This is a genomic window from Micromonospora sp. NPDC048170, from assembly GCF_040652795.1.
Classification (GTDB): Bacteria; Actinomycetota; Actinomycetes; order Mycobacteriales; family Micromonosporaceae; genus Micromonospora.
On sequence record NZ_JBEZMR010000002.1, the window covers coordinates 108,601 to 125,862 of the forward strand.

Genomic DNA, 17,262 nt, shown 5'->3' on the forward strand with positions numbered 1-17,262 from the left:
TGACAGCCGTTGACACCCCGCCCGGTGTCAACGGGTGTCAACGCCTGTCAACGGAGGGCGTTGACACCCTGACACCGGCTCTCACCTGCGGAAACGCTCGCACGTCGGCCGATTGTCAACGTGTCAACGCTTCCCGGCCCTCGCTGGCACTCGCCGGCTACCGGCCTGCCCTGCGGCACCCCGAAACGGCCCGCTGAGAGCCACGGAGACGGTTCGGCCCTATGCCTTACACCGACCCGCGCCGGATCTTGCCTCTACGGCGCTCACAGCGGGCCGCTCTGCGCCGCTCTGCGGCGATGCCTCCCTGTACCTCCACAAGTGACCCGCGCCGACCGAAAGGCCGTCACCGTGCGAATCAGACTGCACGGCAAACCTGCTGAAACAGCCGCAGCGCTCGCCGCCATCCAAGTGCTGCACATCCGCGCCGTCTCCCGCCCCTACCCCGACCGCCGGTCCCCGATGTTCCAGCGCATCTACCTCGACGCCACCCCGAGGGAGGACACCCGCCGATGACCACCCGCCGGACCCCGACCGGAGCCCTGCTCACCCTCACCGAAGTCCTGGACGAACTGCGCGTACCCCGGTCGACCTTCTTCCGGTGGAAGGCGACCGGCCGCGCACCCCAAACCATCAAGTACCCGAACGGCAGCCTGTACGTCCGCCGCCGCGACCTGGACGCCTGGCTCACCGACCATGAAGAAGAGGCAGCCGCTTGAGTAGCTACAACGTGCGGATCCACGCGATCCTGACCAACGAGTTGTCCGGCAAGACGAAGTCGTACACGGTCCGGTGGAAGGTCGCCGGCAAGCCGTTCCGGAAGACATTCGCCACCCGCGCGCTGGCCGAGAGTTACCGGTCGAAACTGGTCGTGGCGCAGCGCGAGGGAACGGCGTTCGATGAGAAGAACGGGCTACCCGAACCGATGGCCCGAGAACTGAACAGCCGAAATTGGTACGACCTGGCCGTTGCTTTCGTGGACATGAAGTGGCCGCGCGCCGCAGCGACCCAACGCAAGAGCATCGCCGACGCGCTTACCACGGTCACGCCCGCGCTGCTCGCCACGTCGCGCGGAGCACCGGGCGACGCGGAGATCCGTCACGCTCTCTACGCGTGGACCTTCAACAAGTTGCAGCGCGACCGTGACGGCGGCGTGCCACCGGAGCAGATCGGCCCGGTTGTCCGATGGCTCAGCGCGAACACACTGCCGCTAACCGAGGTAGCGAATCCGGCCACCATCCGGAAGGCGCTTGACCTGCTAACGACCCGGATTGACGGTCGGCCGGCCGCAGCAAATACCGTCGCCAGGAAGCGCGCGGTGTTCTACAGCGCCTTGAAGTACGCCGTAGAACTGCGCTATCTCGACGCCCACCCGATGGACTTCATCCAGTGGCGCGCGCCGAAGAACACCGATCAGATCGACCGAAAGGTGGTGGTGAACCCGAAGCAAGCCTGTGCACTGTTAACGGCGGTACGGGAACGCGATCCACACCTGGAAGGCTTCTTCGCCTGCATGTACTTCGCCGCTCTCCGGCCGTCTGAGGTGATCCACCTACGCGCCGACGAATGCGAGCTGCCCGAGAAAGGGTGGGGGTGGCTACACCTCAGCGGCTCTACGCAGCAGGTCGGCGAGGATTGGAGCGACACCGGCCAATCGCTGGAAGACCGGGAGTTGAAGCACCGAGCCAAGAAGGCAACGCGCGACGTGCCAGCCTGCCCGGAGTTGGTCCGCATCCTGCGGCGCCACCTACGCGAGCACTGCCGTGATGCCAACGGCCGGATGTTCAATGCCGCTGGCGCTCGGCCGGCGCCGGTGTCGAAAAGCACCTACCTGCGTGCCTGGCGACAAGCGCGGGAGGCGGCGTTGACGTCGGTTCAGCGGCGCTCACCCCTGGCGCATCGGCCGTACGACCTGCGGCACGCCGCCGTGTCGCTCTGGCTCAACGCCGGGGTGCCAGCTACCCAGGTTGCCCAGTGGGCCGGACACAGCGTGCACGTGCTGCTCAAGGTCTACGCCTCATGCATTGACGGACAGGACGAGGCCGCGCGGAAGCGGATTGAGGGAGCGTTGGGCACCGAACAGCCGGAAGCGGCCGAGGGAGAGCCGAGGGACGCCGACACGTAAACGACACGACCAGTGAGACACGACTGTCCCGAGCGGGACGAAGTGAGACCGACTCACCGCACATAGACACGCCCCCTGACCCGCGTTCGCGCTGGTCAGGGGGCGTTTTTGCTGTTCGGAGAAGCGGAGGGTGTGGGATTCGAACCCACGAAGACATCGCTGCCTTACCGGTTTTCAAGACCAGCGCCATCGGCCACTAGGCGAACCCTCCCGGACCACGCCCCCGTGGGGTGCGCGACCGTGCCTAGTCTGCCACGACCGCGCCTCGGGCGAGCGGGCACGGCACCCATGCTGAGACGATCGGCGACGTGTGGAAGACCCCGTCGGTAATCCTGATCAGCGGCATCATGGCCGCCGGCAAGTCCACTGTGGCCGAGGCGCTGGCCCGGCGGCTGCCCCGCGCGGTGCACCTGCGTGGCGACGTCTTCCGCCGGATGGTGGTCAGCGGCCGGGAGGAGATGACCGCCGAGCCGTCGGCGGAGGCGTGGCGGCAGCTGCGAATGCGTTACGACCTCGCCGCGGCGGCGGCCGACCGGTACGCCACCGCTGGCTTCACCGTCGTCCTCCAGGACGTGATTCTCGGCCCGGAACTGCCGGCGATGGTCGACCGGATCCGGCACCGGCCGCTGGCGGTCGTGGTGCTCGCGCCGAGCCCCGAGGTCGTCGCCGCCCGCGAGGAGGCGCGGGACAAGCAGGGGTACGGGGACTGGCCGGTCGCCGAACTGGACGCCGAGTTCCGCGCGACGACGCCCCACATCGGGCTCTGGCTGGACAGCTCCGCGCTGACGTCGGCGCGGACGGTGGACGAGATCCTGGCCCGGGCGTGGCTCGACGGACGGGTGGGGTAGACACGGAACATGCGTGCGATGACGATCCCTGAGCCCGGCGGACCCGAAGCACTCGTCTGGACCGAGGTGCCCGATCCCGAGCCCGGGCCGGGCGAGGTGGTCGTCGACGTGCGTGCCAGCGCGGTGAACCGGGCCGACCTGCTGCAACGGCAGGGGCACTACCCGCCGCCGCCGGGCGCCCCCGCGTACCCCGGGCTGGAGTGCTCCGGGGTGATCAGCGCGATCGGCCCCGACGTGGCCGGCTGGGAGGTGGGCCGCGAGGTTTGTGCCCTGTTGTCCGGCGGCGGGTACGCGGAGCGGGTGGCGGTGCCGGCCGGGCAGTTGCTGCCGGTGCCGGCCGGCGTCGACCTGGTCGACGCGGCGGCGCTGCCCGAGGTCGCCTGCACGGTCTGGTCGAACGTGGTGCGGTTGGCCGGGCTCGGCAGGGGCGAGACGCTGCTGGTGCACGGCGGTGGCAGCGGGATCGGCACCTTCGCGATCCAGCTCGGGGCGGCACTCGGTGCGACGGTGGTGGTCACCGCCCGGTCCGGCAAGCACGAGCGGCTGCGCGAGCTGGGCGCGGCGCACACGATCGACTACCGGGAGCAGGACTTCGTCGAGGAGGTCCGGCGGGTCACCGACGGCCGGGGCGCGGACGTCATCCTCGACATCATGGGCGCCGCCTACCTGCCCCGGAACGTGGCGGCGCTGGCCACGGGCGGCCGGCTGGTGGTGATCGGCATGCAGGGCGGCCGCAAGGGCGAGCTGGATCTTGGGGCGCTGCTGGCCAAGCGGGGCACGATCGCCGCCACCGCGCTGCGGTCCCGGCCGCTGGACGAGAAGGCGGAGATCGTCCGGGGTGTCCGCGAGCAGGTGTGGCCGCTGGTCGAGTCGGGGGCGGTCCGGCCGGTGGTCGACCGGCGGCTGCCGATGACCGAGGCGGCGCGGGCGCACCGGCTGGTCGAGTCGAACGACCACGTCGGCAAGGTGCTGCTCACCACCGGCTGAGGGTGCTGCCCGGCCCTCGGCGGGGCCGGCCGCGACCGTGCCCGGCCGGGGCGGGTCAGGGGGTCGGCGTCGGCTTCTCGGTCGGGCGGGGGAGCACCAGGCGGGCGCCGGGGCCCTCGTCGGCGAGCGAGTCGTCCGGGTTGTAGAGGGTGCAGCGTTGCAGGGACAGGCAACCGCACCCGATGCAGCCGTCGAGGTCGTCGCGGAGCTTGGTCATCAGCCGGATCTTCTCGTTCAGCCGTTCCCGCCAGGTCGCGGAGAGCCGCGCCCAGTCCTCCGTGCTGGGCATGCGTGACGCCGGCAGGGAGTCCAGCGCCTCCCGGATCTCCTCCAGCGAGATGCCGACCTGCTGGGAGATCCGGACGAACGCCACCCGGCGCAGCTCGGTGCGGGCGTAGCGGCGCTGGTTGCCGCCCGTCCGTTCCGCCCGGATCAGCCCGAGCCGCTCGTAGTAGCGCAACGCCGAGGGCGCCACGCCGCTGCGGGTGGAAAGCTGACCGATGGTCAGAGACTCCTGCATCACGTCGCCTTGAGTTGAAGTGGGCTTCAACTTGCAGGCTAGCGGCATGACCACGACCACCGCCAGTACGGGCCCGGCCCCCACCGGCCCGCCACCCCGTGACCCGACCGCCCCGCCGCTGCCGGAACCCGTCGCGCCACTGTACGAGCGGGTCCGCGCGGGCCGGGAGTTCGGCGCGAAGGTCCGCTCCACCGTCGACGTGCTCTGGGTGCTCTACGACCGGGTCCTCCGGGTCACCCCGGAGACCGTCGACGACCCCGGACGCGACCGGTTCCTGCTCTCCAAGGGGCACGCCGTCGAGGGCTACTACGCCGTGCTCGCCGCGAAGGGATTCGTCCCCGCCGACTGGCTGGACGACCAGGGCGGGCCCGAGAGCCGCCTCGGCGACCATCCCGACCGCGTGCTGGTGCCCGGGGTGGAGATCGGCTCCGGCTCGCTGGGCCACGGGCTCGGGCTCGGCGTGGGCACCGCGCTCGGGCTGCGCGCCCAGGGCCTGCTGACGCCCCGGGTCCACGTGCTGCTCGGCGACGCGGAACTGGACGAGGGCTCCAATCACGAGGCCATCGCGTACGCGGGGGCGGCCGGGCTGGGCAGCCTGACGGCGATCGTGGTCGACAACCGCTCCGCCACGCACGGCTGGCCGGGCGGCATCGCGGCCCGGTTCACCGTCAACGGCTGGACCGCCACCACCGTGGACGGACACGACCACGACGCCCTGCACGCCGCCCTGACCGGGCACGACAACCACCGGCCGCACGTCGTCGTCGCGGTCGTCGACCAGGGAGAGTGACCGTGCGCGACCGATTCGTCGACACCACCACCGCGCTGCTGGCGGAGGATCCGCGTACGGCCCTGGTGCTGGCCGACATCTCCGCCTCCGCGTTCGCCCCGGCCGCGTACCGGCACCCGGACCGGGTGCTCAACGTCGGAATCCGGGAACAACTGATGGTGGGCGTGGCCGGCGGGCTCGCCCTGACCGGGCTGCGGCCCATCGTGCACAGCTACGCCCCGTTCCTGGTCGAGCGGGCGTACGAGCAGCTCAAGCTCGACCTGGACCACCAGGGCGTGAGCGCCGTGCTGGTCAGCGTCGGCGCGTCGTACGACCGGGCGGCCTCCGGCCGCACCCACCTGTCCCCGGCCGACGTCTCCCTGATCGACACCCTGCACGGCTGGACCGTGCACGTTCCCGGCCACCCCGGCGAGGTGCCGGCGCTGCTGCGGGACGCGGTGGCCGCCGACGGTTCGGCGTACCTGCGGCTGTCCACGCTGCACAACGCCCGGCCGTACGGCGGCGACGGCGCGCTGCGGGTGGTCCGGGACGCGGGCCCGGGCGCGCCGCTGCTGGTCGCGGTGGGTCCGGTGCTGGACGCGGCGCTGTCGGCGGTGGCCGGCCTTCAGGTGACGGTGGCCTACACCCACCGGCCGCGGCCGTTCGACACTGCGGGGCTGCGGGCGCTGGCCGGCGACACGGTGATCCTGGTCGAGCCCTACCTGGCCGGGACGTCGGCCCGGGTGGTGTCTGCGGCGCTGGCAGACCGACCGCACCGGCTGCTGGCGCTCGGGGTGGGACGCGAGGAGTTGCGCCGCTACGGCTCGGCCGAGGACCACACGCGCTGGCACGGGCTGGACGCCGCCGGGCTGCGCCGGTCGGTCGCTGGGTTCCTGGAGCCGGTGCTGGTGCCAGCCGGCCGCTGAGTCTCGCCCGCACGTCGACCGCATCGACGTGCGGGCGGGCGCGAGGGGTCGCGCCGTCGGGCGGCGCGGGAGGGATCAGCGGGTCGGGGCGCCGAGGGGGCGGCGGCGGGTGCGCTCGCGGCCGAGAATCCAGAGCGCCTCGACGCCGTCCTTCCAGGTGATCTTCTTGCCCTCTTCGCGGCCCCGGGCGCGGTAGCTGATCGGGACCTCGTACGGGCGGATGCGACGGCGCAGCAGCTTGCCGGTGACCTCGGCTTCCATGCCGAAGCCGCGCGAGCGGATGTCGAGCGAGCGGTAGAGCGCGACCGGCATCAGCTTGAAGCAGGTCTCCAGGTCGCCGATGTAGGAGTTGAACAGGACGTTCGCGGCCATCGTGACGCCCCTGTTGCCCATCACGTACCAGAAGCTGTAGGCGCTGTGGCTGCCGAAGGTGCGGTTGCCGTAGACCACCGTGGCCCGCCCGTCGAGCACCGGGTCGAGCAGCTTGGGGATGTCCAGCGGGTCGTACTCCAGGTCGGCGTCGAGGATGACCATGTAGTCGCCCTCGGCCTTGTCGACCGCCGTCCTGATGGCCGCGCCCTTGCCCGCGTTGCGCAGGTGGGTGATGACCCGCAGGCGCGTGTCGTCGGCCCGACCGAGGATCTCACCGGTGCCGTCCCGGCTGCCGTCGTCGACCACGACCAGCTCGATCTCACACGGGTAGTCGACCGCCAACGCCTGCTTGAGGGCATCCGCGATGCGTTCTTCCTCGTTGTAGACCGGCATGAGGATCGAGAGCTTCACGGAAATCTCCACGGTGGCGACGATATGTCGGCCCTAGCCTAGCCTGGCTGGCAGCGACGTAATGCTCAGCAATGCGGGCAGCGGGCGCGGCAACCTCAGGTTCATGGTGTTTACTGCCGCCATGTCGGCAGTCGGCTACCTGCTCGCCCTGGCGCCGGTCGCCGCCATCGGACTGCTCGCCGTCGCGCTCCGGCCGGTCGCGGCCGGGGCCGTGGCGGGGCGGCGCCTCGCGGTGGTCCGGGCGGCTCTGGTCACCGGCGCGTTCGCGGTGCTCACGGTGGAACTGCTCGGCGCGCTGCGGCTGCTCACCCTGCCGGCGTTCGCCGTGGCCTGGCTGTCCTTCCTCGCGGGCGCGGGCGCCGCCGCCAGCTGGCGACGCCGCCGGGACGCCGCTCGCCGCACGGTCCAGGTCGTCGCCGCGCACCGCGCGGTCGAGGTCGTCGCCGCGCCGGAGCCGGCGCTGGTCGGCGCGACGGCCGGCCCGACCGCCGGCACTCCGGCCCCTCCACCGCGGCCGGACAGCGCCGCGCCGCGCGCCGGCTCCCGCCGCGCCGGCTGGCCGACCCGACTGGCGGACGCCTGGCGTACGGCGGGTCGGGGCGAGCGGCTGCTGGCCGGCACGATCGGCGGACTGCTGCTGGTCGAGTTCCTGATCGCCCTGCTGGCCGAGCCGAACAACTTCGACTCGCAGACCTACCACCTGCCCAAGGTGGAGCACTGGGTGGCCCAGGGCGGCCTGGGCTTCTGGCCCACCGCCATCCACCGGCAGGTGACCATCCCGCCCGGCGCCGAGTACCTGCTGCTGCACCTGCGCCTGTTCACCGGCGGGGACGCGCTGCACAACCTGGTGCAGTGGGCGGCCGGCGTCGGCGTACTGCTGGCGGCCACCCGGATCACCGCGCAGCTCGGCGGGGGGCGGCGGGCCCAGTTGTTCACCGCGTTCGTGCTCGCCACCACCCCGATGGTGGCGCTCCAGGCGACCAGCACGCAGACCGACCTGGTCTGCGCCGCGTGGGCGGCCTGCGCGGCCACGCTGGCGCTCGACGGGCTGCGCCGGCGCGCCGGTTTCGGCGAGATGCTGGCGTTGGGGGCGGCCACCGGGCTGACCGCGCTGACCAAGACCAGCGGCCTGGTCGCGGTCGGGCCGATGCTGCTGCTCTGGGGGCTGGCCCAGCTCCGGCTGGCCCGGGCCGGCTCCGCTCCGGAGCCCGCCGGGCCGCCCGGCCGGGGCACCGAATCCCCCGACGGGTCCGAGCCCGACGCCGGCCGGACCGACACCGACCGGACCGGAGCGTCCCGGACCGGCGCGTCCCGGCCGTGGCGCCAGGTGCGCCGGACGGTCGCCGGTTCGGCGCTGATCCTGCTGGTCGCCGCAGTGGTGATCGGTCCGTTCCTGGCCCGGGTGACCGCCGAGTTCGGGCATCCGCTCGGGCCGCCCCGGCTGCGCGAGTCCATCCCGATGGAACGGCACGATCCGGCGTCTGTGCTGGTCAACGCGCTGCGGATCGCGCACACCGCGTTCGACACGCCGCTCGCGCCGCTGCGCCAGGCGGGTGCCGAGGCGATCGTCAACGGCGCCGGGGTGATCGGGGTGGACCCGCAGGACCGGGCCATCACCTTCGGACGGGAGCGGTTCCCGGTGCCGTCCTGGTATCCGGACGAGGACCGGGTGGCCTTTCCGCTGGCCGGGGCGCTGGCGGTGATCGGGGCGGTATTCGCGCTGACCCGGCCGGGCCGGATCAGCCCGACCCGGGCGGGGCCGCTGCGCGCGTACGCGGTGGTCGTGGTGACGGCCGTGCTGCTGCACACCGCCATGATCAAGTGGCAGCCGTGGGGCAACCGCCTGCTGCTCTACGCGCTGGTGTTGGCCGTACCGCTGGCGGGGCTCTGGCTGGACGCGCTGTTGCGACGCCGGGCCGGCGGGGCGGGAGGACGGCGGTCGGTGGCGGCCGGGCTCGCGGTGAGCGTGCTGGCCACCTGCGCGCTGGCCGGGGTGCTTGCCGTGTCGTACGGCTTCCCGCGCCGCCTCGTCGGCGCGGGATCGGTCTTCACCACCTCCGACTGGGACACCCGGTTCCTGCGGCGTCCCCAGTGGGCGGAGGAGTTCCGCTGGGCGGCCGACGCGGTACGCGCGACGGAGGCCCGCCGGATCGGCCTGGTGCAGCAGAACGACAACTGGGAGTACCCCTGGTGGCTGCTGCTACGGGACGCGGACGGGCGCCCGCCGGAACTGGTGGCGCTCCAGTCGGTGCTGCCCGGGCGACCGCCGGCCGACCCGGCATCGGTGGACGCCGTCGTCTGCACCGGCAGCCGGCCGGCGTGCACGGCGTTGGTGCCGGCGGGCTGGCAGGTGCAGTTCCGGAGCTACGTGGGTTACGCCCTCCCGCCGGAAGGCTGACCCGCCCGGCGAGCCCGGCCGACTGACCGTCGGGGAGCCCCGACCGATCTCTCCGCCGCCCCGCGTGCCGCGGCTTTCGCCCGGTTCGCCCGGTTCTGCACTCTGTGCGCAACGATTCCGAGACGCATTCACATACCTCGAAGCCGACGCTACCGTCTGGTAACTCGATCGACGTCCCGCGATCGACCCGAAAGGAGTGCGTCGATGCTTGGTTTCCCCGCCAGGCGCGAACGCGCGACCCGACGACGGGCCCTCACCGTCGTCGCCGCCGCCGCTCTCGTCCTGCCGATGCTCGCCGGAACGGCCTCTCCCGCCACCGCGGCCGACCGCCCGGCCGTCCAGCCGCTCCCCGCCAACCTGGAGGCGATCCGCGCCACCGAGGCCACCGCGCTCTACGGCGCGCCCGGCATCCGCCCGATCGAACAACGCCGCACCGCGCTGATCACCATGGGCGACAGCGAGATCTCGGGCGAGGGGGTCGGCAACTACGTCCCCGGCACCCACCAGCCCGGCAACTGGTGTGACCGCTCGTACGACCAGGCGGTGTTCCGCACCGGCATCACCGCCGACGAGAAATACAACATCGCCTGCTCCGGGGCGACCCCGTGGAACCTGATCCGGGGCGGACCGACCCAGCACAACGAGCTGAACCAGGGTGACCACCTGGCCATCAAGGCACGCAACACGCACATCAAGCTGATCTGGGTGGTGGTCGGCGCCAACGGCGACGGCACGATCCAGTTCGGCCCGGTCGCCACCGACTGCGCCGTCCGCCGGGTCTTCCTCCAGGGCGCCTGCTACCCCACCTACACCGACCAGTGGGCCATCCGCACCGATGGCAGCCGGCAGGCGGTCGAGGACGCGCTCGGCGACATCCGGCAGACGATGACCGGCGCCGGCTACCTGCGGTCGGACTACGAACTGGTACTGATGTCGTATCCGAGCCCCGGCAGCCCGGACGTGGAGGACAACCCGAACTTCCCCGGCTGGTACGGCGGCGGCTGCCTGCTCTACCTGGCCGACGCCGCGTTCGCACGCAACAAGGCGGTGCCGATGTTCGAGTCGGCGCTACGGGCGGCGGCGGCCAACACGGGCACCCGCTACCTGGACGCCAGCCGGCTCTTCCACGGCCGCGAGGTGTGCACGGACAGCACCGCGGTACGCGGGCTCCACATCGAGATCGGCATCTGGGACGAGAACGCGGCCCGGCAGTCGTTCCACCCGAACAAGCAGGGGCACGGGATGTTCGCCCAGTGCGTCACCCAGTTCTGGAACTCCGGGCAGCAGCGGGCGACCTGCGTGGACCCGGCCAGCACCGGCAACGGCGTGCTCTACAACGGGCTGTTCGAGTTCAAGCAGCTGCGCAACGCCGCGACCGGCACCTGCCTCGACGGCAAGGGCTACGACTCACGCAACAACACCCCCCAGCAGTCGTACGGCTGCCACGGTGGGCGCAACCAGGGCTTCTGGTACGACCCGACCCGCCAGTCGCTGCACTCGGAGCTCTCCCACGACCGCTGCCTGGACGTCTCGGGCGGGTCGCTGAGCGCCGGCACGGCGGTGAACATCTACAACTGCCACGGTGGCACCAACCAGAAGTTCGTCCTCGCCGGCAACCAGCTCAAGGCGGCCGGCAACAGCAACCTCTGCCTGGCGTTCGACAGCCCGGGATCGGGCGCCCCCAGGCTGCGCCTGGCGACCTGCTCCACCAGCACCCGCCAGCAGTGGTCCTTCGAGTCCCGCAACTTCGCCAACCCGGTGGGCTACGGGCACGACGACTTCATCGGTTCCCGCGTCTACTGAGATCGGCCCTCGCACGCGAGCGGTGCCACCCTCCCCGGGCGGCACCGCTCGCGCCGACGGGCACGGTCTGCCCGCCGTCGCCGGCGGGCAGACCGGTCAGCGCACCACGGCGGGACGGAAGGCGGCGGGCCGCGCTGCTGCCGGCACCTCGCCGATGGTGGCGACGAGGCGCTCCCGGGGCGTCCGCAGCCGGGTCCGGAAGGCGTGGTTGAGCAGCGCGTCGAACTGCCACACCTGCTTCGGGTGGCGGGTGCGGATGAGGAACCGCTCGCGGATCCCGTCGATCGCGGTGGCGGCCAACTCGACCGAGTGCAGGCGCGGGTCGGGGCTCCAGGTGACGTTGCTGAGCTCCCGCAACTCCGTGTTGAGGTGCAGGCGCAGCCGGTGCAGCACGCGGGTCTGCTGGGTGACGACCAGCCGTCGGTGGGTCAGCAGGAGGAGGTACTCACCGGCCGGGCGGTCCGGCCGGACACACCGGGTGACGAGGATGGTGGCGTCGCCGGAACCGACACAGCGGCGGAACACCGGCATGTGCCGGGTGACGGTCTGCGCCGCCAGCCCGGCCTCGGAGGCCGCCGGGAGGAACGTTCGGGAGAAGACGTCCATGCCCTGCCCAACGAGGCGCGACCTGGAGTGACATGGGTCACGCAGGAATTCTGGAACTTCCACGCGGGCGCGTCGCACCGCCTGTCCGACTTCCCGCCGCCGCCGACGAGTCGCCCGACCGGCATCCGGCCGCGCCGGCTCAGACCGGATCCGGCGCGAACAACTCCTGCAACCAGCCGGGCACCGCGGCCGCGTACTCCGCGCGGGCCGGGTCGGGGGTCTCAAGGGCGCGGCGCCAGGAGAGCGCCCGGCTGACCCGGGTGACGCGGATGGCCAGGCGGGCCGCCTCGCGTAGCGCCCCCGGATCGTGCCCGGCCGACCACGGCTCCAGGTAGGCGTCGCGCAGCCGCGCCAGCGCCGGGTCGCCGTCGGGCAGCCCGAACGCGTCCGCGACCGAGTTCAGCGTCACCAGCAGGGTGCCGAACGGATGGGCCACCGAGGCGTCGCCCCAGTCGAAGAAGCGGTACCCGTCTCCGGCCACGAAGACGTTGCCGTCGTGCAGGTCGTCGTGCTGGATGGTCGGCGCGACACCCGAACCGGCCAGCCGCCGGCAGTCCTCGGCGAACCCGGCCCGGTGGGCGCGCAACCGCTCGTACGCCTCGACGGTGAGCCCGTCCTCCGCCCCGAACAGCAGCGCCTCCTCGTCGTCCAGCAGCGCCTCGAACAGCTCCGGCAGCGCCTCCGGCCGGTGGTCGGGCACGCCGAGGGCGAGCAGTTCGCCGGCCCGGGGCGCGACGGCACGCTGAAGGTCGGCGTACTCCGACAGGACCCGCTCCCAGCGGGTCAGCAGGCTCCGGTCGCCACCCGACGCGTCGCGCAGCGTTTGGCCGCCGTCCGGCAGCAGGGACCAGCCACGGTCGGCGTCCACGGCGAGCGGATCGAGCACCCGGCCGGGGGCGAGCCGGGCCAGCTCGGCCAGCAGCGCGGCCTCGTGCCGGGTGCCGGGGTTGTTCGCCTTGAACCAGACGTCCCCGGCGTCGGTGGGCACCCGCCAGACCAGCGACCAGGGCCGGAGCCGGGGCTCGACCGGCCCGACGACGCGCCGGCCGTGCCGGCCGAGCCGGTCGCCGATCCAGTCGAGGGCGGCATCCTGCCAGTGCGGGTCGACCCAGTCGGTGCGCGGGGTGGCGGCGGCGTCAGTCACGCCCGGCAACCTAGCCGCCACCCCGCCCACCGGGCCAGGAATTTTCCTCGGCCGGCTACAGCAGCTCGACGATGGTGGCGTTGGCCATGCCACCGCCCTCGCACATCGTCTGGAGGCCGTAGCGGATGTCGTTGTCCCGCATGTGGGCGAGCATGGTGGTCATGATCCGGGCGCCGGAGCCGCCGAGCGGGTGGCCGAGGGCGATCGCACCGCCCCGCGGGTTGAGTCGCTCCGGGTCCGCCTCGGTCTCCGCCAGCCACGCCAGCGGCACCGGCGCGAACGCCTCGTTCACCTCGTACACCCCGATCTCCTCGATTCCCAGCCCCGCGCGGCGCAGCGCCTTCGCGGTGGCCGGGATGGGCGCGGTGAGCATGGTGACGGGGTCGTCGGCGGCGACAACGGCGGTGTGCACCCGGGCCAGCGGGCGCAGGCCGTGCCGGCTGGCCCACTCGCTGGTGGTGACGGCGAGCGCCGCCGCGCCGTCCGAGATCTGCGACGCGGAGCCGGCGGTGACGACCCCGTCGGGGCGGAACGGGGTGGCCAGTTCGCCGAGCTTCTCCAGCGAGGTGTCCCGCCGGATGCCCTCGTCGGCGGTGAACTTGCCGCCGTCGGCCAGGGCGACCGGGGCGATCTCGGCGTCGAAGGCGCCGGCGTCCTGCGCGGCGGCGGCCTTCTCGTGGCTGGCCAGGGCGAACTCGTCGAGCTGTGCGCGGGAGAAGCGCCAGCGCTCGGCGATCAGCTCCGCCCCGACGCCCTGGTTGAACGGCAGCGGCGCGTCGTCGGCGAAGCCCTCGACACCCCGGTAGCGGTCGCGCAACTGGTCGCTGAAGGGTGATCCGCCGGCCACGCTGGAGCCCATCGCGACCCGGGTCATCGACTCGACGCCGCCGGCCACGACCAGGTCGGCCTGGCCGGAGAGGACGGTGGCGGCGGCGAAGTGCAGGGCCTGCTGGCTGGAGCCGCACTGCCGGTCGAGCGTGGTGCCGGGCACCGACTCGGGCCAGCCGGCGGCGAGCACGGCGTTGCGGGCGACGTTCCACGACTGGTCGCCGACCTGGGAGACGCAGCCCCAGACCACGTCGTCGACCTGCGCCGGATCGATGCCGGTGCGCTCGGTGAGGGCGCGCAGCACGTGCGCCGAGAGGTCGACCGGGTGCACGGCGGCCAGGCTGCCCTTGCGCCGCCCGACCGGGGTGCGTACCGCGCCGACGATGACTGCGTCACTCATGACTACTCCCCGGTAACTTAGGCTGGCCCCGATCCTACGTCGTCGGCGGGCCGGGCGTCCTCCCCCGACGCCCTGGCATGCTGAACGGATGCGTCCACACCCGGCCCCGGCCCGGCAGTGGCGGGTGCCGCCCGCCCTCCCGGCGCTCAAGCTGACCGGCGCGGTCGCGCTGCTCGCGCTGGCCCTGCTCCTCGACGGGAGCGACCGGGTCCGGCTGGCGCTGGCCGTGCTCACGGCCGCCGCGCTCGCCGGCTGGGCGACGCGCGACCTGATCGCGCCGGTCCGGCTCGCGGTCGACCCGGACGGGATCACCGTCATCCAGGGCTTCGCGGGGCACCGGCGGCTGCCCTGGTCGGCCGTCGAAAAGGTGACCGTGGACCGCCGCGCGCGGCGGGGCCTGGCCAGCGAAATGCTGGAAATCGACGCGGGCGAGTCGCTGCACCTCTTCGGCCGCCACGACCTCGGCGCGGATCCCGTCGAGGTGGCCGAGGCCCTGCACGAGGCCCGCCCGCGCTGAGCGGGGCCACGCTCATGCGTGCGGTCAGCCGCCGAGGATGGCCGCGGTGCGGATCAGGGCCAGGCCGAGCAGCGCCACCACGATCACCGCGCCGCCCGCGAACTGCACCAGCGTCCGCCGCGACCGGGGGGCGTACGCGAACACGAGCGCCAGCAGCCCCCCGACCACCAGGCCGCCCAGGTGCCCGGGAATCGAGATGCCCGGCACGGTGAACGTGAAGACCAGGTTGATCACCAGGACGGGGAGCACCTGGGAGATGTCCCGCCCCATCCTCCGCTCGATGACCACCAGCGCGGCGAACAAGCCGAAGATCGACGTGGAGGCGCCGGCGGTGAGCTGGTTCTGCGCGCTGAACAGGTAGGCGGCGACGTTCCCGCCCAGCCCTGCGACCAGATAGAGCGCTCCGAAACGCAGCGGGCCGAGGCTGGCCTCCAGCGACCGGCCGAGCACCCACAGTGCCCACATGTTCAGCAGCAGGTGCACCACGCCGTAGTGCAGGAACATCGCGGTGACCAGGCGGTACCACTCGCCCTCGGCGATGCCCCCGACCGTGCCGTCCGGGAAGAGCGCGCCGCCGAGCACCGAGCCCCAGTCGGTCAGCGGGGTGCTGCCGCCCATCAGGCCACCGAAGCCGGAGCCGCCGACCGCCGCGTCCCCACCCCGGTCGGAGGCGATGGAGAGCAGCATCATCAGCACGTTCAGCGCGAGCAGCGCCCTGGTGACGTAGCCGTGCCGACCGGCGGCACCACCACCGAAGGCGGTACGCGCCGGCCGCACGCTACGACGTCCCTCCGCCACACACTCCGGGCACTGGAACCCGACCGATGCCTCCCGCATGCAGTCCGGGCAGATCGACCGGTCACAGCGGGTGCACCGCACATACGTCTCCCGGCCAGGGTGCCGGAAACAGACCGGGGTGGTGGGCGGAGACTCGCTCACCGCACCAGCCCGCCGTCACCGGCCGCGCGGCCCACCAACCGGTCCCGACCCTCGGAGCGCTCAGTCATGTCGGCAAAGGTACCTCGCGGACCGCTCAGGCAGCGGACCGCTCGATCTCGACCCGCTCGATGACGACGTCCTGCAACGGCCGGTCGTTCGGCCCGGTCGGGGTGTTCGCGATCGCGTCGACGACCTTCGCGGACTGCTCGTCGGCCACCTGACCGAAGATGGTGTGCCGGTTGTTCAGGTGCGGCGTCGGCGACACGGTGATGAAGAACTGCGAGCCGTTGGTGCCCGGCCCGGCGTTCGCCATCGCCAGCAGGTACGGCCGGTCGAAGCGCAGCTCCGGGTGGAACTCGTCACCGAACTTGTAGCCCGGGCCGCCACGACCGGTGCCCGTCGGGTCACCCATCTGGACCATGAAACCGCTGATCACCCGGTGCGAGATGGTGCCGTCGTAGTACGGCCCGTTGCCCGGCTGGTTCGTACGCGGGTCGGTGTATTCGCGGGTGCCCTCGGCCAGCTCGACGAAGTTCTTCACGGTCTTCGGGGCGTGGTTGCCGAAGAGCTCCAGCCGGATCGGGCCGGCGTTGGTGTGCAGGGTGGCGTAGACAGCCTCGGCCACGGGTACTCCTCACTCGTTGGTCAGTTCCATGCGGATCCTCCCATGTGCCCGATCTGGCAGTGCGGAGGCATCCGAAGGTGGAGGATGACGAAGGAACAACTCCCAGGAGGTGGGACCGTGTTTGGAATCGGGCGGCGTAAGACCCAGGGGCAGCTGGCCAAGGTGGAGCTGAACCAGGGCCTCGGTCACCTGAGGCAGGCGGCGACGTACGCCGCGAAGGGCGCCGGCGCCACCGTCGGCCCGCGGGTCCAGGCGGCCCGGGGCGCCGTCGCGCCGACCGCCGTCCTGGTGCGCGACCGCGCGTCCAGCGGCCTCGCGTCCACGGTCGCCGCGCTCGCGCCCCTGGCCCTGGCCGTCCGCAAGGCGCAGGCCGAGGCGGCGGAGAAGGCCGTCACCGGCAGGAAGGCCGTCGCAGCCAAGCAGGCCGCGGCCACCAGGAAGGTCAAGGCGAAGAACATGAAGGCTGGCCGGAAGAAGAACTCCCGCCGGGGCGGGTCCATGATGACGGGCCTGCTCGCGGCCGGCGCGGTGGCCGGGGTCGCCGCCATCGCGATGCGGCGTCGCCGGGAGCAGCAGGAGTGGGCCGAGTACGACCCGACCCGCAGCAAGCTGGAGCCGATGCGTGACGAGGTCGACAGCATCGAGATCAAGACCCCGTCGGTGACCAAGGCCTCGACGATGTCGAGCGGTACTGGCGTGGCCGGCGGCCCGACCGGCGCCGGCGGCTCGGCGATGGCCGGCGGCTCGACTACGGCTGGTGGCTCGGCGGTCGCAGGTGGCTCGGCGGTCGCAGGTGGCTCGGCGGTCGCAGGTGGCGACAGCGCCTCCACCGCCCCCGGCAAGCAGCCGACGGTGCACGCGACGGACAAGGTCCCGTCGGTGGCCGAGGGCGCGAAGGACACCTCGGGCCGCCCGGCGGCCGACCTCACCGAGGCTCTCGGCAAGAGCGGCGCCAAGACCAACGGCCGCCGCTGACCCCCGGTCAGTCCCGGAAAGCGCCGGCGCAGGCGGCTCCCCGCCTCCCGCCGGCGCTTCCGCCTGCCCCCG

The 17,262-nt window shown here is 72.6% G+C and carries 18 protein-coding genes and 1 tRNA gene; 11 read left to right on the forward strand and 8 right to left on the reverse strand.

What is annotated here, in order from left to right; all coding sequences use genetic code 11:
- Positions 1-348 precede the first annotated feature (348 nt).
- From AB0D32_RS03990 to AB0D32_RS04000, 3 genes are read left to right on the forward strand one after another with little or no spacing between them, the layout of a single operon-like run.
- On the forward strand, positions 349-513 hold the full coding sequence (locus AB0D32_RS03990) for a hypothetical protein (RefSeq protein ID WP_357084538.1): 165 nt from the start codon (positions 349-351) through the stop codon (positions 511-513).
- Positions 510-716 (forward strand): helix-turn-helix domain-containing protein, encoded by a 207-nt coding sequence (locus AB0D32_RS03995; protein WP_357084541.1) that lies wholly within the window; start codon positions 510-512, stop codon positions 714-716. Before AB0D32_RS03990 ends, AB0D32_RS03995 begins: the two co-directional genes overlap by 4 nt.
- Positions 713-2,122 carry a tyrosine-type recombinase/integrase gene (locus AB0D32_RS04000; RefSeq protein ID WP_357084544.1) on the forward strand — a complete coding sequence of 470 codons (1,410 nt, stop codon included), beginning with the start codon at positions 713-715 and terminating at the stop codon, positions 2,120-2,122. The genes AB0D32_RS03995 and AB0D32_RS04000 overlap by 4 nt, the downstream gene beginning before the upstream one ends.
- Before the next feature lie 124 nt (positions 2,123-2,246).
- Here the strand turns inward: AB0D32_RS04000 and AB0D32_RS04005 are convergent.
- Positions 2,247-2,333 (reverse strand) — tRNA-Ser (locus AB0D32_RS04005).
- A 97-nt stretch (positions 2,334-2,430) separates the two neighbouring features.
- Between AB0D32_RS04005 and AB0D32_RS04010 the strand changes: the two genes are divergently transcribed.
- Together AB0D32_RS04010 and AB0D32_RS04015 are read left to right on the forward strand one after the other, a co-directional pair.
- Positions 2,431-2,970, forward strand: coding sequence for an AAA family ATPase (locus tag AB0D32_RS04010; RefSeq protein ID WP_357084548.1), 540 nt, complete (start codon positions 2,431-2,433; stop codon positions 2,968-2,970).
- A gap of 9 nt (positions 2,971-2,979) precedes the next feature.
- Positions 2,980-3,957, forward strand: coding sequence for an NAD(P)H-quinone oxidoreductase (locus AB0D32_RS04015; RefSeq protein ID WP_357084551.1), 978 nt, complete (start codon positions 2,980-2,982; stop codon positions 3,955-3,957).
- Positions 3,958-4,012: 55 nt separating this feature from the next.
- On the opposite strand, the gene soxR is transcribed toward AB0D32_RS04015, so the two are convergent.
- Positions 4,013-4,477, reverse strand: a complete 465-nt coding sequence (gene soxR, locus AB0D32_RS04020) for a redox-sensitive transcriptional activator SoxR (RefSeq protein ID WP_357084554.1) — start codon at positions 4,475-4,477, stop codon at positions 4,013-4,015.
- Between the two features lie 19 nt (positions 4,478-4,496).
- Between soxR and AB0D32_RS04025 the strand changes: the two genes are divergently transcribed.
- Together AB0D32_RS04025 and AB0D32_RS04030 are read left to right on the forward strand one after the other, a co-directional pair.
- Positions 4,497-5,267 (forward strand): transketolase, encoded by a 771-nt coding sequence (locus AB0D32_RS04025; protein WP_357084557.1) that lies wholly within the window; start codon positions 4,497-4,499, stop codon positions 5,265-5,267.
- 2 nt (positions 5,268-5,269) lie between these two features.
- Positions 5,270-6,172 (forward strand): transketolase, encoded by a 903-nt coding sequence (locus AB0D32_RS04030; RefSeq protein ID WP_357084560.1) that lies wholly within the window; start codon positions 5,270-5,272, stop codon positions 6,170-6,172.
- Between the two features lie 75 nt (positions 6,173-6,247).
- Here AB0D32_RS04030 and AB0D32_RS04035 read toward each other — a convergent pair whose 3' ends face one another.
- A complete protein-coding gene (locus tag AB0D32_RS04035; RefSeq protein WP_357085637.1) occupies positions 6,248-6,955 on the reverse strand; it encodes a glycosyltransferase family 2 protein in 708 nt (235 codons plus the stop codon).
- 103 nt (positions 6,956-7,058) lie between these two features.
- Between AB0D32_RS04035 and AB0D32_RS04040 the strand changes: the two genes are divergently transcribed.
- Both AB0D32_RS04040 and AB0D32_RS04045 read left to right on the forward strand, forming a co-directional pair.
- Complete coding sequence (locus AB0D32_RS04040; RefSeq protein ID WP_357084563.1) at positions 7,059-9,353, forward strand: hypothetical protein; 2,295 nt, start codon at positions 7,059-7,061, stop codon at positions 9,351-9,353.
- Positions 9,354-9,557: 204 nt separating this feature from the next.
- Positions 9,558-11,156, forward strand: coding sequence for a ricin-type beta-trefoil lectin domain protein (locus AB0D32_RS04045; RefSeq protein ID WP_357084566.1), 1,599 nt, complete (start codon positions 9,558-9,560; stop codon positions 11,154-11,156).
- 96 nt (positions 11,157-11,252) lie between these two features.
- On the opposite strand, the gene AB0D32_RS04050 is transcribed toward AB0D32_RS04045, so the two are convergent.
- From AB0D32_RS04050 to AB0D32_RS04060, 3 genes are all read right to left on the reverse strand, one after another.
- Entirely contained in the window at positions 11,253-11,762 is a 510-nt protein-coding gene (locus AB0D32_RS04050; protein WP_357084569.1) for a hypothetical protein, read from the reverse strand.
- Positions 11,763-11,901: 139 nt separating this feature from the next.
- On the reverse strand, positions 11,902-12,906 hold the full coding sequence (locus tag AB0D32_RS04055; RefSeq protein ID WP_357084572.1) for a phosphotransferase: 1,005 nt from the start codon (positions 12,904-12,906) through the stop codon (positions 11,902-11,904).
- Between the two features lie 55 nt (positions 12,907-12,961).
- Complete coding sequence (locus tag AB0D32_RS04060) at positions 12,962-14,134, reverse strand: acetyl-CoA C-acyltransferase (RefSeq protein ID WP_357084575.1); 1,173 nt, start codon at positions 14,132-14,134, stop codon at positions 12,962-12,964.
- Positions 14,135-14,222: 88 nt separating this feature from the next.
- Between AB0D32_RS04060 and AB0D32_RS04065 the strand changes: the two genes are divergently transcribed.
- The gene (locus tag AB0D32_RS04065; protein ID WP_357084578.1) at positions 14,223-14,651 is read left to right on the forward strand and encodes a PH domain-containing protein; all 429 of its coding nucleotides are present in this window, start codon (positions 14,223-14,225) and stop codon (positions 14,649-14,651) included.
- A gap of 24 nt (positions 14,652-14,675) precedes the next feature.
- On the opposite strand, the gene AB0D32_RS04070 is transcribed toward AB0D32_RS04065, so the two are convergent.
- Complete coding sequence (locus tag AB0D32_RS04070) at positions 14,676-15,590, reverse strand: rhomboid family intramembrane serine protease (RefSeq protein ID WP_357084581.1); 915 nt, start codon at positions 15,588-15,590, stop codon at positions 14,676-14,678.
- A gap of 94 nt (positions 15,591-15,684) precedes the next feature.
- Entirely contained in the window at positions 15,685-16,215 is a 531-nt protein-coding gene (locus tag AB0D32_RS04075; protein WP_357084584.1) for a peptidylprolyl isomerase, read from the reverse strand.
- An 84-nt stretch (positions 16,216-16,299) separates the two neighbouring features.
- Here AB0D32_RS04075 and AB0D32_RS04080 point away from each other — a divergent pair, with 84 nt between their 5' ends.
- Entirely contained in the window at positions 16,300-17,190 is an 891-nt protein-coding gene (locus tag AB0D32_RS04080) for a hypothetical protein (protein ID WP_357084587.1), read from the forward strand.
- Positions 17,191-17,262: the final 72 nt, after the last annotated feature.